Below are 13,154 nucleotides of genomic sequence, written 5' to 3' on the forward strand. Positions count from 1 at the left end.
TGAACTGGAAATCGTCATCGAGAGAAGATCCATCCTCGCCCCGGGAGGGCTACTTGCTCTGAACCGCTGGTCTCACCCAACCCTGACACCCAGGGCCCTCCCGGCCCGGCCCTCCGCGTCTGGCCCTGTTGCTGTCACCGTTGCTGTCGACAGCAACAGGGCCACTGGCATCCCGGGGCGGACTGTCAGCTTGGGAATCGCGTTGATCCGCGTCGGCAGTAACCATGGTTCGGGGTGAAGAGTCGCCGAGCGGCCGACTCTCAGCCATCGGCGTATCGCTGGTCGCCCGTGTTGACCGCTGTATCGGGCACGCAGCGGGCACGCTGTCTCTGTAGGACCGAAGAGGTTGCCTGGATCGATAAGCTGAGGTCATGTCAGGGGCAGAGGGCAAGAGGGACGAGACTGCGAGCCTTGAAGCCAGCGATGGCAAGATTCAGATATCCGGGAGCATCCACCAGTCGGGCCACGTCTACGGCGTTCAGAACGGCGGTCTTGGCGAAGTGGCCTTTTTGCTCGCAACGGTGGCAGCGTCTGGTGTTGTGGGGAACGCCGCCTACGACGCGGTCAAGCTGGGTCTCCGCTCTCTGCGACTGCGTCTGAGCTGGGGAAACGAGGGCGACCATCGGGCTTATGTGGCACACATCGCTCAGTTATCCGTGGCAGCGAAGCTCGACAAGCCCTGCTCTGTCGAAGTGGCGAGTTGCACCCGCGAACGTGAGCATTGGTCAGCAGTGGTCCTAGCCGGTGGACGGACATATCGCGTTCAAGTCCCGCTACAAGATCCTCGCCCGACCACCATCAGCGTGGACTTGGACTGAAGAATCGGACTCACCGCCGAACCTCGGCCATCCGGGATGCGCCGATACCTGCTCCCACACATTGTGCGCCGCTCCCAGCCATCCCGTCTGCCGTCGACCCGCACTCCTGTGGAGCGGGCCTCCGCCCGGCCCGCCACGTCAAGACGGCCTTGACGCCCGTACGGACGCTGGCGGGTCGGGCGGTGGTCTGCTCGGCTCGCCCGGGTCGACGGCGGGCGGGATGGCTCCCCACCGCAACCACCCACGGACCGCGACCCGCCGACGGACCCCGGCCATCCTGGAGCCGGAGCGCCCCCGCCGGAGGCGCAGTAACCGCCACCCCGCTACCGACCCGGCAGCCGCCGACGGACCCGGCGTGCGCTCTCCTACGCCGCGCGGTGCTCGCCGCGCGGCCCGGCCGGCTGCCGGCCCACCACCCCACCGGGAAACGGCCTGTCGTCATCCGGCGGCCCACCGGGCTACCCGCCCTCCGCGCCAGCCGCCGGGCGTCCTGCGTGGCCGGAGTCGGAGCGCCAGCGGAGCGACGGGCGCGCGCCCTGGCGGCGGCGCGTGCGGCCCGTCAAGGGCCGCCTTGAAGACGTACAGAAACTTTGAACCACTTCGCCGGCAGCCGGCCGGCCTCGGCTCCTCGGGCAACGGCCACGGGATGGCGCCGACCCGGTCTGCTTCGTACGCTGGCGGCATGGCCGCCCTCGTCGAGACCGCCCGGGACATCGCACGAACTCTGCTGGAGAGTCCGTTGCCTCGGCGGTGGAGTCACGTCCAGGCGGTCGCTGCCAGAGCTGACCGGATCAGTGCAGCGGTGCCGGCCGAAGACCGTGACGTGTTGGTGGCGTCGGCGTGGCTGCATGACGTCGGCTACAGCCCCGATCTGGTCGACACCGGCTTCCACTCTCTCGACGGTGGCCGCTGGCTCCGCCATGAGCGGTTCGATGAGCGGATTGCCGCCCTGGTCGCTCACCACTCGTGCGCCTGGTTGGAAGCCGAGGAACGCGGGCTGGGTGAGGTTCTAGCCGCCGAGTTCCCTCGGGAGCAGACTGCGGTAACCGATGCGCTCTGCTGTTCGGATATGACCACTGGCCCGGATGGGCAGGAGTTCGAAGTTCTCGACCGGCTGGCAGAGATCCGATCGCGGTACGGGCCGGAACACCTCGTCACCCGGTTCATCGATCGGGCCGAACCGGAGATCGTCGCCGCTGTTCAGCGGACCGAACGCCGGCTTGCCGGCGGCGTCGTTCAGCCGATGTAGGGCTTGCTTCGTCCCTCATAGCCGTGGTCGATCCGGAGCCGCATCGACCTATGGATCCGGAGGTTGTCAAGCTCGGACTGCGGCACCCATCGGACTTCTGCTGACTCGTCGCTCGTCCTGGGCGCTCCATCGACGTATCGGGCGCGGAAGCAGATCGAGAACTGTTGCCGTACCTCTCCGTCGCTGTACTCCACCAGGTGCTTCGGGTCGGTGTAGATACCCACCACGTCGATTACCTCGACGTCGATCCCGGTTTCCTCCCGGGTTTCCCGGACGGCGGTTTCGGCGATGTACTCGCCGAAGTCCTGAGCACCGCCCGGCAGCGCCCACAGGCCGTTGTCGGTCCGTCGGATCAGCAGCACCCTGCCGTGCTCGTCCTGAACGAAGACGGTCACCGCAGCAACGATGCTGTTCGGCTTCGGCGCGCTGGGGTTGTTGTAGTGCTCGGTCCTCGCCATGTCCCCTAGGCTGCCACAGCCGCAGGCCAGATCGGACGACCGCTCGACCACACCCGGTCGAAGCTGTCCGCGTACGTGTCGAACAGCTCACCGGCCGACAGCCGTCGAAGGTGCAGGACCGGGGCGTGCGCGGCTGGGAAGCCGTAGGCGTGCGTGTTGACCAAGAGTTCGTCGTCGAAGCGGTACATCGAGTTGTACAGCGTCGTCCCGTGGTAGCGGGCAAACACACCGGGCACCCCGCGAAGCTGGTTGTAGAACGCCAGCACGTTACGAACCTTGCCGGCCATCGCGTCCCCGATCCCCTCCTCAGCGCCCCGGGCCGCGACTGCCTCGGACTCTGGGTCGCCCAGCAGGATCCGTACGCTTGTCCCCGCCTGGGCCTTCGCTCTCAAGTCCTTAATCAGGGTCGGCACCTGTTCAGGCAGGAACAACCCGGCGTACACCAGGATTCCAATTTCCTCGGTGCTCTGTTGGATCAACCGGGTCCAGACATCGAACGGGATCGCGGCGCGTCGCGGATAGACGTGGACAAGCTCCGACTCGGCGACCCGGACAGCTCGTTCGGGGGTGACGGCGTTCGGCCACAGGTACGCCTCTCGTTCTTGCAGAACGGCAGCGAGCGCGTGTCGGTGGCGGGGGTAGGGAACCCGGTCCAAGGTGATCCACCGCTCGACCGTCTTCGCGTTCACGTCGAGCTTGTCGGCCAGCTCGTACGTGGACAGGCCGACCTTCAGCATCGCTTCGCGTAGCCGCTCATTCGCCATCGTCTTCTCCTCGGACGCGGGGGACGACTTGAGTATAGCGAAGACGTCCCAAGACGTACAGAGTGCGTGGTGATGGCGTTACGGCTGGTCAGGCCAGAGTGGACACATCGAACGAGCACTCGTCCACAAGGGACGCGCTCAAGACACAGGAGGCTTGAAAGTGAAGCTGTACGTGGACACCAAGGCGAAGCAGGTGACGGTGTCGAGGGACCCCGAGCCGAAGAACGACCAGAACGGCAACCAGCGGTCCGAGAAGGGAACGGGCCGGCTCATGTGGTCCACCCAGGTCTTCGTTCTCGACGAGACCGGCGGTGAGGTCATCTCCATCACCACGGCGGGTGAGAAGCCGAGCGTGATGGTGGGACAGCTCATCGACGTCGAGCAGCTGGAGGCCATCCCGTGGGCGACCAACGGGCGTAACGGCGTCGCGTTCCGTGCGATCTCGCTGAAGCCGAAGGCTGGTTCGGCGGCAAAGTAGTCCTTCGCACATCGTGCTGTGTGAAGCCTGCGGTGTCTCCTGAAGCGGTCTACGGTCCGCTCTCCTGATCCACCTTGAGTCCGGGAGCGTTACTGGCTCCTACTCTCCCGGCCTCGGCAATCCATCGGGTTGCCGCCAACCATTGCACGGGGCCGGTCTGGCCTTTCGTGCCCGCCGGCCCCCTGCCGGTTCTTCCCTCTATCCCATGCAGCCGCCGGCTGCACTCACGAGGAGGAACACATGTTCCGTTACTACGTCACCTTTTTCCACACCACGGCTGATGGTGTGCAGGTTGAGTACTTCGAGTACCAGCCGGCCAGCCCGATTCGGGGCTATGACGACATCGTCAAACTGACTGACCTCATTCGCGGCTGGGGCCGCAAGCAGGTCACCGTGCTGGGCTTCTCGCCCATGGCGGACGAGGAGTAAATCACCCTCGAACGCTGACTGATCTGAAATTCGAGCTCGGGGCCGGTACTGGCTCCTACACCTGCCGGCCCCGGGCTCTCCAACCCATCCAGCCCAATCGCTTGGGAGGACGTGTCATGTCCAAGTCTAGCCCTCGCCGCTCGTTCGGGCGGAAGTCAACCGGAACCGTGACAGTCATCGAGGCCAAGGTCCACCGGTCCTCGGCCCGGAACGCCCGGATGGCGTTCATCCTCGCTGCGGTCATCATCGGCATCTTGACGGCCGTGGTGGCCGCTTCCTACGTACACCCGATCATCGGGCTGTTCATCGGCGTGGCCGTCGGCGTCCCGTGCGGCTTCCTGGCCTGGCTCCTGGTTCGCGTCTGGCCGGTGCTGCGGCTGCTGTGGTGGTGGACTCCCGAAATCGTCCTGACCACTCTGCTGCTCGCGGGCTGGGTGCAGCTCGCCACCCACACCTCGACCCTGGTCACCTTGGCCGTCGTCGCCGTCGTCCTCGGCGTTCCGGCCGCTGTCCCCGTTACCCGCCGCCAGGTCGTCGCCTGGGTGTGGTGCCTGATCGTGCGCCACCGGCTGCGGGTGTGCTTCGCACAGTTCATTGTCGCCAACCAGTCCGGTTCCCTCCCGCTGATCTTGTGGGCTCGTCCGACGCCGGTCGGTGAGCGGGTCTGGGTCTACCTGCGGCCCGGTCTGTCCCTGGCGGACCTGGAAGGCCGCCTCGACAAGATCGCCGTCACCTGCCACGCCTCGTCCGTCCTGGTCGAGCGGGCCGCCGACGGCAACGCCGCCTATCTGCGGTTCGACATCAAGCGCCGTGAGGTGCTCACGGCAACCGTCACGTCCCCGCTGGCCGACGTCATCACCTCCGACGCCCCGGCCACCGACCGGCCGACGCCGGTCGTCCCCACCGCCCTGGACCTGTCCGACGTCCAGGCCCCCACCATCGCGCTGCCCGTTCAGCAGCCCAGGAAGCCGGCCGCCACGTCGGCCAACGGCAGCAAGCCGGCCGCCACGCCGTCGCCCGAGGGCGGCGACGACCTCTCCGACTGGATCTGACCCCACCCAACCCCGGCCGCGGGGAGCCCGACGGGCTCCTTCGTGTGGCTTCCCGCGCCCACCAACGCCCAAGGAGGGCACCAATGACCACGGCAACCGCCCCGACCGCCGGCATTCCGGTGGGGCCCGGCCTGTCGATGTTCGACCCGATCTTTCTCGGCATCGACGAGTTCGGCCAGCCCGTCTACGTCACCCTCGCCTACCGCAACCTCCTCGCCGGTGGCGAGCCCGGCGGAGGCAAGTCCGGCCTGCTCAACGCCATCGCCGCCCACGCGGCGCTGTCGGCGGACTCCCGGCTCGTGCTGCTGGACGGCAAGCTCGTCGAGCTGGGCCAGTGGGAAGACTGCGCCGACGCCTTCATCGGCCCCGACATCACCGCCGCTCTCGACGTCCTGCGACGCCTTCAGCAGGTGATGAACAACCGGTACGCCTGGCTGCGTGCCCACGGGCGGCGCAAGGTCACCGCCGCCGACGGCCTGTCCGTCATCACCGTCCTGGTCGACGAGATCGCCTTCTACTCCGCCACGATCGGCGGCAAGCAGGAACAGGAAGAGTTCGTCGCCCTGCTGCGGGACCTGGTCGCCCGGGGTCGGGCCGCCGGCATTCCCGTCGTCGCCGCCACCCAGCGGCCGTCCTTCGACATCATCCCCACCAGCCTGCGGGACCTGTTCGGCTACCGCGCCGCGTTCCGCTGCACCACCCCGAACAGCTCCAACATCGTCCTCGGCCACGGCTGGGCCGAGCAGGGCTACTCCGCCACCGACATCGCCCCGACCAACCAGGGTGCGGCCTACCTCATCGCCGAGGGCGGCGTTCCCCGCCGCATCAAGGTCGCGTACCTGTCCGACGCCCAGATCGCCGGCATTGCCGACTACGCGGCCTGGGTCCGGCGTCCCAGCGGCATCAGCACCCCGACCGGCTCTTCTTCTGACTGGGGGATCGCGGCATGACCACCCGGGAGCGCGCCGTCATTCGCATCAACAACCAGCGGGCCGCCCAGTACACCGAACTGTGGGTCATCGGCACCCCGCAGGACCTGGCCCTCATGTTCGAGGCCGCCAACCGCACCGGGCGGCTCGTCTTCGTCTCCGCGCCCATCCCGATGGGCGGCGACGACATCCGTTTCCGCCGCTACGTGCGGCTCCGCAACCAGTAGCAGTCGACAGGACCGGACCACGCCTGGCAGCAACGCCGGTCCTGCCGACCTCCACCAACGCCCTCGAAAGGACGTGGTTGCCATGAAGGCTACCCAAATCCCACCCCACGCCGGAACGGTCACTCCCGCTGACCTGCTCCGGATGGCTGCCCTCTACCTGCGCCGGCACGGCTGGCACCAGGGCGCCTACTACGCCGACCCCGACCACCTGACCCCGCCGGCCTGCGCCGCCGGGGCGATCGGCATGGCCAGCACCGGGCACCAGGTCGACAACTTCTTGCAGCTCGACCAGCTCGACGACGACCAGCACGCCGACACCCTGGCCACCCTCGCCGCTTTCGTCGACTACCTCGACACGCACGAGCCGGTCTTCTACGTCGATGAAGACGGCTTCCTCGTCGACGAGCACGGCTGGCCCTTCTCGTGGAACGACGACCCGGCTCGCACCGCCGAGCAGGTCGTCACCGCCCTTGAGGCCGCCGCCGACGAGTGGGACTCCCTCCACACCACCGGAGGCGAGAACCGATGAGCACCGTCAAGAAGTCCTTGACGCCCCACCTGCCCCGGCCCAAGCGCCGGGAGGTCGTCGAGAACGACGAGTTCGCCGCCTTCGCCCGGCGCATCATCCGCGCCCACGGCCGCCGCGTCGCCACCGGAGACGTCGAAGCCCTCCGCGACCTGCTCGCCCTGTCCGACGCCATCGATCAGGCCGTCGCCGAAGCCGTCATCGGCCTGCGGGCCTTCGGCTACTCCTGGGCCGAGATCGGCTCCCGCCTCGGCATCTCCCGCCAGGCCGCCCAGCAGCGCTGGGGAGACCGGTGATGACCACCTACTACGACCCGACCGGCACCCGCTTCGGGTTCCCCACCTTCCCGTACCGGATGGCACCCGACGGCCTGGCCACCCTGCGGCAGCTCCGCGCCGCCGGCCTGCGCCCCGGCGGACACGACCCCGTCGCCCAGATCCTCTGGCGTCGCGGTAAGCGCGTCGCCTACCTCTACCGCCTCGACCACGCCAAGCCCAAGCGGACCGCCACCCCCGCCCAGCGGGAGGCCATCGGCAAGGCGCTGCGTGCCCGGCGTACCTGCGCCGTCTGCGGGCTGCTCCAGCCCTACTACATCCCCCGCCGCTACGGCTGCTGCCTCGACTGCCACGGAGGCCACTGACCATGACTATCAAGACTCCGGCCAGCGCCGGCCCTCGCCTGGAGGGCGTCGTCCTGGTCCTCATCCTCATCGCCGTCGCCGGCTTCGCCGGGGCCGCCTCGTTCACCCACGTCAAAGACTGGACCCTCGCCAACTCCCCCACCGGCACGGGGCAGTGGTTCGGCTGGGCCAACGCCGTCATCTCCGAACTCGTCCCCATCGCCTGCCTACTCACCATCCGCCGACGTCGCCGGGTCGGCGCTCCCATCGGCTACCCGCTGTTCCTGCTCATCGCCGCCGCCGGCCTCTCCCTCGCCGCGCAGCTCGCGGTCGCCAAGCCCGGCATCTCCGGGTGGCTCCTGTCCGCCGTGCCCGCGCTGGCGTTCATGGCCCTGGTGAAACTCGTCCTCGCCCCCGCCGGAGGCGACAACCACACCCCGCCGGCCGCCAAGCCGGCCGAACCCATTCACGCCCAGGTGGCCGAGCCGGTCACCACCGAACCGGCCCCGCCGGCCGCCATCACCCCGACTCCCGCCCCGGTTCCCGAGCCGACCCCGGCCGCCACCCCGGAACCCGTCACCGCACCGGCACCGGAGCCGGTCGACGTCCCCACCCACCTGCTGCCCATGGCCCGCTTCGCCGCCGTGCAGCACGAGCAGAACACCGGGTCACCGATCACCCCGGCCGAACTCGCCGACCGGCTCGACGTCACCCCGGCCGTCGCCGGGCAGCTCCTCACCACCCTGACCGGTGGTGGTGCCCGATGACCTTCGTCATCGTCGACGTCGAACACGTCATCCACACCTGCCCCGTCCACCCCGACGGACACCCGTACGACATCCGGCGCACCGTCGTCGACGTCATCCCCGGCGGTCCCTGCCGGGCACCGGTCACCGTCCGCTGCGGCGGGCAGACCGTCCAGATCCCCTGTCACCGGCACGAGCCGGCCAAGCGCCAGTGTGGTGCCTGCCGGGTCATCGTCACCGAACGCTCCATCACCACCCGCACCCCGAACGGGGCTGCGGCCTGATGGCCTCGACGCTGGACCTCACCCCCCGCGCTTCGGCCCGGGGGGTGGGCTCGAACGCCGACACCATCCCGCCCGTCCACGACTACACCGCCGCCGGGGCCGCGTTCAACCGCGCCACCCGCCCCGACTACTTCGGCTGGATCGAACACGTCCGCGCCGCCGCCGGCTGCACCCGCCCCATCCGCCTCGCCGGGCAGCTCCTCACCGTCGACACCGCCACCGGCCGCGTCGTCGACCAGCGGCACACCGACGGCATGCCCGACGCGGTCATCTACACCCCCTGCGGCAACCGCCGGGCCACCGTCTGCCCCGCCTGCGCCCACACCTACCAACGCGACGCGTACCAGCTCCTGCGCGCCGGCCTCGTCGGCGGCAAGGGCGTCCCCGACACGGTCGCCCGGCACCCCGCCGTGTTCCCCACCTTCACCGCACCCTCCTTCGGGCCGGTCCACGTCCGGGCCGTCCGGAAGCACACCTGCGCCGACCGCAAGCGCTGCGACTGTCGACCCGACCCCTGCCACGCCCGACGCGCCACCGACCCGGCCGCCGGCCGCTGCCCCCACGGCCGCCCCGCCGCCTGCTGGGCCCGCCACGAACCCGCAGACGCCGTCCTCGGCCAACCGCTGTGCCTCGACTGCTACGACCACGATCACCAGGTCGTCTGGAACCTCTACTCCGGCGAACTGTGGCACCGCACCAAGCAGGCCGCGGAACGGCACCTCGCCAAGCTCGCCCGCCGCCGCGGCATCCCCCGCGTCCAGATCGTCACCGCCTCCGGCAACACCCGCACCGTCCCACCGGTCCGGCTCTCTCATGGCAAGGCCGCCGAGTTCCAGGCACGCGGCGCGGTCCACTTCCACGCCCTCGTACGCCTCGACGGCGTCGACCCCGACGACCCCGCCGCCGTCGTCCCACCACCGGCCGCGTTCACCGTCGCCGACCTCGTTGACGCGCTCCGGCACGCCGCCGCACAGGTCGCGTTCGCCACCCCCGGCCACCCCGACCGGCCCGACGGCTGGCCGATCGCCTGGGGCGAGCAGCTCGATATCCGACCCATCACGCTGACCGGGCGCGGCGAGATCACCGACAGCATGGTTGCCGGCTACCTTGCCAAGTACGCCACCAAGAGCACCGAGGTAACCGGGCACCGCTCCGTCAGGCTCACCGCCGACACCATCGGCGAACACGCCGACCCCGACGGCGACCACGCCGCCCGCCTCATCGACGCCTGCTGGCGACTCGGCCGACCCACCGGCACCCCGGCCCTCCTCTCCCAGCGACCCCGCGACACCCGACCCCGACCCGGCTTCGTCGACCGCTGGGAGTGCCCCGACTGCGGCACCCACACCCGGTACGCCGCCTGCCCCGTCTGCGTCGCCCACCGTCAAGCCGCCCTTGACACCGAACCGACGCAACCGGCCAACCCCAACCCGTACGCCCGACTGCGCCGCTGGGCGCACATGCTCGGCTTCGGCGGCCACTTCCTCACCAAGGCCCGCCGCTACTCGGTCACCTTCCAACTCCTGCGCGACGCCCGCCGCGACCACCGCCAACGCGAGGACCAGGACCACGCGCACCCGGCCACCGGCAGCCCGCTCGTCGACGAGCACGACGACACCACCCTGATCGTCGGCACCCTCACCTTCGCCGGGGTCGGCTGGCACACCACCGGAGACGCCCTCCTCGCCAACACCGCCGCCGCCATGGCCCGGGAGCGACACGCCGCCGGCCGCGAGGAACTGGCCCACGAACTCGGCACCACCCCGGCCGGCACGACACCTGCCGCCGCATGAGCCCCTCTCAGACGCACGAGAAAGGCAGACGTTGGACACCCCCACCCCGATCACTCCCCGCGTGCTGCGCGTCGAGGAAGCTGCTCGGGCGCTCGGTATCGGGCGCTCGCTGGTCTACGAACTGATCCGCTCCGGCCGGCTCCGCTCGTTCAAGGTCGGAAGTCGCCGGCTCATCCCCGCCTCGGCGATCGACGAGGCGATCACGACTCTCCTGGAGGAAGCAGCCTGATGCCCCGGCAACCCAAGAAGCGCCAAGCCACCGGCGGTCGCAACCCGAACGGCGAGGGTTCGATCTACCAGCGATCCAGTGACGGCCGCTGGGTCGGGCAGGCTTACGTCCTCACCACGGAGGGCACCCGGAAGCGGAAGTTCGTCTACGGGGCCACCTGGGATGAGGCACACACCAAGCTCGTCGAGCTGAAGTCGCGCTCCCAGCGGGGCATTCCCACCCCCGACCGGGCCTGGAAGATCGCCGACTATCTGCCGTACTGGCTGTCCGCGTACGTGACCGATCTCAAGCCCACCACGGCCCGTGGGTACGAGAGCGCTGTCCGGCTGCACCTGGTGCCCGCCCTCGGCACCAAGCGGCTCGACACCATGCAGGTTCAGCACGTGAAGACGTTCATGAACGACTTCCGCGTCAAGTGCCTCTGCTGCACCGCCGGACTCGACAGGACCCGTCGGCCGGCCCGGCAGTGCTGCTCGGCCGGTCGTTGCTGCAAGCGTTACCCGAGTTCCCGACAGATCCAGTTCGTTCACGCGGTGCTGCGCAACGCCCTGCAACACGCCATGCGGGAGGAACTGGTGGCGCGCAACGTCGCCAAGCTGGTCCGTGTCCCCGCACCGCGATACCGGGTCGGCAAGGGCCTGACCGTCGAGCAGGTCCGCAAGCTGCTCGCCGCGACCGAGGGCCACCGGTTGCACCCGCTCTACGTCGTGGCGGCCACGCTCGGGCTTCGGCGCGGGGAACTGCTCGGGCTGCGCTGGTCGGACCTGGACCTCGACGCCGGCACCGCCGCGATCGGTCAGACCGTCCAGCGGACTGCCACCGGGCTGCACCTGCAAGACACCAAGACCGAGGAGTCGGAGAGCATCCTTCCCCTGCCCGAATGGACCTGGCTGGTGCTGCTCGACCACCAGGAGCGTCAGCGCCGGGAACGCGCCCGGCTGGCCGAGGTGTGGCAGGAACACGGCCTCGTCTTCCCCTCCGAGGTCGGCACCCCGATGGAGCCCCGCAACCTGAACCGCCACTTCGCGGCGCTGCGGGAGCGGGCCGGTTGTCCGGACGTCCGGCTACACGACCTACGGCACACCGTCGTGTCCCTGCTGATGGAGCTGGGCGTCCCGCCGCACGTCGTCCAGGCCATCGCCCGGCACGCCGATGTGAAGCTGACCCTCAAGGTGTACTCACACGCCAACCTCGACGCCATGCGCCAGGCGCTCGGCAAGCTCGACGGGCGGCTGTCGTGACCGGCGTTGCTGTCACCGTTGCTGTCAGCGGCCGAATTATCGATCTTCGGAAGCGCTCCCGCGCTGGTGGTGATGGGTGGGCGCGGCAGGTTTCGAACCTGCGACCCCTCGCTTGTAAGGCGAGTGCTCTCCCACTGAGCTACGCGCCCCGAACGCCCGCACGGCGGGCCGGAGTCCGGCAAGCTTACCCTGCCGACTCCGGCCCGACGCGCCGGTGTGCCCGTGGTGGGCTCAGGCGGCGACGGCGTCCGCCAGCGCCTTGCGCCAGCCCTGCTGGTCGCGCGCCTCGCCCGGCATGTTCATCTCGGCGAACCGGACGACGCCGGCCTTGTCGATCACGAACGTGCCCCGGTTGGCGATGCCCGCGACGTCGTTGAAGACGCCGTACGCCTGGGCGACCGCGCCGTGCGGCCAGAAGTCGGCCAGCAGCGGGAACTGGTAGCCCTCCTTCTCGGCCCAGATCTTGTGGGCGTAGACCGAGTCCACGCTCGTGGTGAGCACCTGCACGTCGTCGTTGACGTACTCGTTGAGGTTGTCCCGCACCTCGCAGAGCTCGCCCTGGCAGATGCCGGTGAAGGCGAGCGGGTAGAAGACCAGCAGCACGGTGCGCTTGCCACGGAAGTCCGACAACCGGACCTCCTGGTTGTTCTGGTCCTTGAGCACGAAGTCCGGCGCCTCGGCGCCAACCTCGATCGGCATGCGAGCTCCTTGGGTCGATTCTGGAGGTGGCATCAGCCTGCCACACCGGGAGGCGCGGGCCACCGGGTGTGGCCGGCCCCACGCGGGGGACCGGACGGCCTACTTCTCGGCCTGGCTGGCCTACTTCTTGGCCTTGGCACCCCGGCGCAGCACGAGGCGGGCGCCGCTCCAGTCCCGGCCTGCGTTGACCGTGGACGTCTGTTGCAGGCCAGCGGTGGGCGCGGACTCCGCGACCTCGCTCGGCTCGACGTGGCCCTCCCGCCCGGCCTTGGGGGTCAGCAGCCACACGACGCCGTTGTCGGCCAGCGGGCCGAGGGCGTCGACGAGCAGCTCGAAGAGGTCACCGTCGCCGTCTCGGTACCAGACCAGCACCGCGTCGACCACCTCGTCGGTGTCCTCGTCGACCAGCTCTCCACAGCGGTCGGTCAGGGCGTCCCGGAGATCCTGGTCGACGTCCTCGTCGTACCCCATCTCCATGACGACCATCCCCGGCTCGATACCGAACCGGTCCGCCAGGAGACGTACCCCGTCGGCGGCCTGACCAGCGGTCGCGCTCACTGTCGCGTGCCTCCTCATCTCGTCCCTGCTCGCGGCGTCGCGGTGACGCCGTCAG

General features: G+C 69.5%; 19 protein-coding genes and 1 tRNA gene. 15 read left to right on the forward strand and 5 right to left on the reverse strand.

Going from position 1 to position 13,154, the window contains the following annotated elements; translation table 11 throughout:
* The first annotated feature begins 371 nt into the window (after positions 1-371).
* Positions 372-818: a hypothetical protein gene (locus ACFT41_RS10050; protein ID WP_377589522.1), complete on the forward strand. Its 447-nt coding sequence runs from the start codon at positions 372-374 to the stop codon at positions 816-818.
* Positions 819-1,500: 682 nt separating this feature from the next.
* Positions 1,501-2,067 (forward strand): HD domain-containing protein, encoded by a 567-nt coding sequence (locus ACFT41_RS10055; RefSeq protein WP_377589521.1) that lies wholly within the window; start codon positions 1,501-1,503, stop codon positions 2,065-2,067.
* On the opposite strand, the gene ACFT41_RS10060 is transcribed toward ACFT41_RS10055, so the two are convergent.
* Both ACFT41_RS10060 and ACFT41_RS10065 read right to left on the reverse strand, forming a co-directional pair.
* Entirely contained in the window at positions 2,055-2,525 is a 471-nt protein-coding gene (locus ACFT41_RS10060) for an NUDIX hydrolase (protein ID WP_377589520.1), read from the reverse strand. The genes ACFT41_RS10055 and ACFT41_RS10060 overlap by 13 nt on opposite strands.
* A 5-nt stretch (positions 2,526-2,530) precedes the next feature.
* Positions 2,531-3,289, reverse strand: a complete 759-nt coding sequence (locus ACFT41_RS10065; protein ID WP_377589519.1) for a multiprotein-bridging factor 1 family protein — start codon at positions 3,287-3,289, stop codon at positions 2,531-2,533.
* 160 nt (positions 3,290-3,449) lie between these two features.
* On the opposite strand from ACFT41_RS10065, the gene ACFT41_RS10070 reads away from it, so the two are divergent.
* From ACFT41_RS10070 to ACFT41_RS10130, 13 genes are all read left to right on the forward strand, one after another.
* Positions 3,450-3,767 carry a hypothetical protein gene (locus ACFT41_RS10070; RefSeq protein ID WP_088998260.1) on the forward strand — a complete coding sequence of 106 codons (318 nt, stop codon included), beginning with the start codon at positions 3,450-3,452 and terminating at the stop codon, positions 3,765-3,767.
* A gap of 240 nt (positions 3,768-4,007) precedes the next feature.
* On the forward strand, positions 4,008-4,196 hold the full coding sequence (locus ACFT41_RS10075; RefSeq protein WP_377589518.1) for a hypothetical protein: 189 nt from the start codon (positions 4,008-4,010) through the stop codon (positions 4,194-4,196).
* Between the two features lie 116 nt (positions 4,197-4,312).
* Positions 4,313-5,248 carry a hypothetical protein gene (locus ACFT41_RS10080; protein WP_377589517.1) on the forward strand — a complete coding sequence of 312 codons (936 nt, stop codon included), beginning with the start codon at positions 4,313-4,315 and terminating at the stop codon, positions 5,246-5,248.
* An 83-nt stretch (positions 5,249-5,331) separates the two neighbouring features.
* Complete coding sequence (locus ACFT41_RS10085; RefSeq protein ID WP_377589516.1) at positions 5,332-6,198, forward strand: FtsK/SpoIIIE domain-containing protein; 867 nt, start codon at positions 5,332-5,334, stop codon at positions 6,196-6,198.
* Positions 6,195-6,404, forward strand: a complete 210-nt coding sequence (locus tag ACFT41_RS10090) for a hypothetical protein (protein WP_353899842.1) — start codon at positions 6,195-6,197, stop codon at positions 6,402-6,404. The genes ACFT41_RS10085 and ACFT41_RS10090 overlap by 4 nt, the downstream gene beginning before the upstream one ends.
* A gap of 82 nt (positions 6,405-6,486) precedes the next feature.
* Entirely contained in the window at positions 6,487-6,933 is a 447-nt protein-coding gene (locus ACFT41_RS10095; protein WP_377589515.1) for a hypothetical protein, read from the forward strand.
* Positions 6,930-7,226 carry a hypothetical protein gene (locus ACFT41_RS10100; protein WP_363631231.1) on the forward strand — a complete coding sequence of 99 codons (297 nt, stop codon included), beginning with the start codon at positions 6,930-6,932 and terminating at the stop codon, positions 7,224-7,226. Before ACFT41_RS10095 ends, ACFT41_RS10100 begins: the two co-directional genes overlap by 4 nt.
* Complete coding sequence (locus ACFT41_RS10105; protein ID WP_377589514.1) at positions 7,226-7,570, forward strand: RRQRL motif-containing zinc-binding protein; 345 nt, start codon at positions 7,226-7,228, stop codon at positions 7,568-7,570. Before ACFT41_RS10100 ends, ACFT41_RS10105 begins: the two co-directional genes overlap by 1 nt.
* A gap of 2 nt (positions 7,571-7,572) precedes the next feature.
* A complete protein-coding gene (locus ACFT41_RS10110; RefSeq protein ID WP_377589513.1) occupies positions 7,573-8,316 on the forward strand; it encodes a hypothetical protein in 744 nt (247 codons plus the stop codon).
* A complete protein-coding gene (locus ACFT41_RS10115) occupies positions 8,313-8,579 on the forward strand; it encodes a hypothetical protein (protein WP_377589512.1) in 267 nt (88 codons plus the stop codon). The genes ACFT41_RS10110 and ACFT41_RS10115 overlap by 4 nt, the downstream gene beginning before the upstream one ends.
* A complete protein-coding gene (locus ACFT41_RS10120) occupies positions 8,579-10,372 on the forward strand; it encodes a replication initiator (RefSeq protein ID WP_377589511.1) in 1,794 nt (597 codons plus the stop codon). Before ACFT41_RS10115 ends, ACFT41_RS10120 begins: the two co-directional genes overlap by 1 nt.
* A gap of 61 nt (positions 10,373-10,433) precedes the next feature.
* Positions 10,434-10,601, forward strand: a complete 168-nt coding sequence (locus ACFT41_RS10125; RefSeq protein WP_377589510.1) for an excisionase family DNA-binding protein — start codon at positions 10,434-10,436, stop codon at positions 10,599-10,601.
* Positions 10,601-11,842 carry a tyrosine-type recombinase/integrase gene (locus ACFT41_RS10130; protein ID WP_377589509.1) on the forward strand — a complete coding sequence of 414 codons (1,242 nt, stop codon included), beginning with the start codon at positions 10,601-10,603 and terminating at the stop codon, positions 11,840-11,842. Before ACFT41_RS10125 ends, ACFT41_RS10130 begins: the two co-directional genes overlap by 1 nt.
* A 77-nt stretch (positions 11,843-11,919) precedes the next feature.
* Here the strand turns inward: ACFT41_RS10130 and ACFT41_RS10135 are convergent.
* The 3 genes from ACFT41_RS10135 to ACFT41_RS10145 all read right to left on the reverse strand — a co-directional run bounded on the left by ACFT41_RS10135 (position 11,920) and on the right by ACFT41_RS10145 (position 13,099).
* Positions 11,920-11,991: transfer RNA gene (locus ACFT41_RS10135), tRNA-Val, on the reverse strand.
* A gap of 82 nt (positions 11,992-12,073) precedes the next feature.
* Positions 12,074-12,541, reverse strand: coding sequence for a peroxiredoxin (locus ACFT41_RS10140; RefSeq protein ID WP_377589508.1), 468 nt, complete (start codon positions 12,539-12,541; stop codon positions 12,074-12,076).
* Between the two features lie 120 nt (positions 12,542-12,661).
* Complete coding sequence (locus ACFT41_RS10145) at positions 12,662-13,099, reverse strand: DUF3052 domain-containing protein (RefSeq protein WP_377589507.1); 438 nt, start codon at positions 13,097-13,099, stop codon at positions 12,662-12,664.
* Positions 13,100-13,154 lie beyond the last annotated feature (55 nt).

It is taken from the genome of Micromonospora sp. NPDC057141 (assembly GCF_042670805.1).
Classification (GTDB): domain Bacteria; phylum Actinomycetota; class Actinomycetes; order Mycobacteriales; family Micromonosporaceae; genus Micromonospora.

What these genes read in the sequence shown, in the direction of transcription:
- ACFT41_RS10085 (WP_377589516.1), top strand. Translation starts at nt 5,332, where the DNA reads ATGACCACGGCAACCGCCCCGACCGCCGGCATTCCGGTGGGGCCCGGC.
- ACFT41_RS10080 (WP_377589517.1), top strand. Translation starts at nt 4,313, where the DNA reads ATGTCCAAGTCTAGCCCTCGCCGCTCGTTCGGGCGGAAGTCAACCGGA.
- ACFT41_RS10055 (WP_377589521.1), top strand. Translation starts at nt 1,501, where the DNA reads ATGGCCGCCCTCGTCGAGACCGCCCGGGACATCGCACGAACTCTGCTG.
- ACFT41_RS10115 (WP_377589512.1), top strand. Translation starts at nt 8,313, where the DNA reads ATGACCTTCGTCATCGTCGACGTCGAACACGTCATCCACACCTGCCCC.
- ACFT41_RS10090 (WP_353899842.1), top strand. Translation starts at nt 6,195, where the DNA reads ATGACCACCCGGGAGCGCGCCGTCATTCGCATCAACAACCAGCGGGCC.
- ACFT41_RS10120 (WP_377589511.1), top strand. Translation starts at nt 8,579, where the DNA reads ATGGCCTCGACGCTGGACCTCACCCCCCGCGCTTCGGCCCGGGGGGTG.
- ACFT41_RS10110 (WP_377589513.1), top strand. Translation starts at nt 7,573, where the DNA reads ATGACTATCAAGACTCCGGCCAGCGCCGGCCCTCGCCTGGAGGGCGTC.
- ACFT41_RS10095 (WP_377589515.1), top strand. Translation starts at nt 6,487, where the DNA reads ATGAAGGCTACCCAAATCCCACCCCACGCCGGAACGGTCACTCCCGCT.
- ACFT41_RS10130 (WP_377589509.1), top strand. Translation starts at nt 10,601, where the DNA reads ATGCCCCGGCAACCCAAGAAGCGCCAAGCCACCGGCGGTCGCAACCCG.
- ACFT41_RS10065 (WP_377589519.1), bottom strand. Translation starts at nt 3,289, where the DNA reads ATGGCGAATGAGCGGCTACGCGAAGCGATGCTGAAGGTCGGCCTGTCC.
- ACFT41_RS10105 (WP_377589514.1), top strand. Translation starts at nt 7,226, where the DNA reads ATGACCACCTACTACGACCCGACCGGCACCCGCTTCGGGTTCCCCACC.
- ACFT41_RS10075 (WP_377589518.1), top strand. Translation starts at nt 4,008, where the DNA reads ATGTTCCGTTACTACGTCACCTTTTTCCACACCACGGCTGATGGTGTG.
- ACFT41_RS10050 (WP_377589522.1), top strand. Translation starts at nt 372, where the DNA reads ATGTCAGGGGCAGAGGGCAAGAGGGACGAGACTGCGAGCCTTGAAGCC.
- ACFT41_RS10060 (WP_377589520.1), bottom strand. Translation starts at nt 2,525, where the DNA reads ATGGCGAGGACCGAGCACTACAACAACCCCAGCGCGCCGAAGCCGAAC.
- ACFT41_RS10100 (WP_363631231.1), top strand. Translation starts at nt 6,930, where the DNA reads ATGAGCACCGTCAAGAAGTCCTTGACGCCCCACCTGCCCCGGCCCAAG.
- ACFT41_RS10140 (WP_377589508.1), bottom strand. Translation starts at nt 12,541, where the DNA reads ATGCCGATCGAGGTTGGCGCCGAGGCGCCGGACTTCGTGCTCAAGGAC.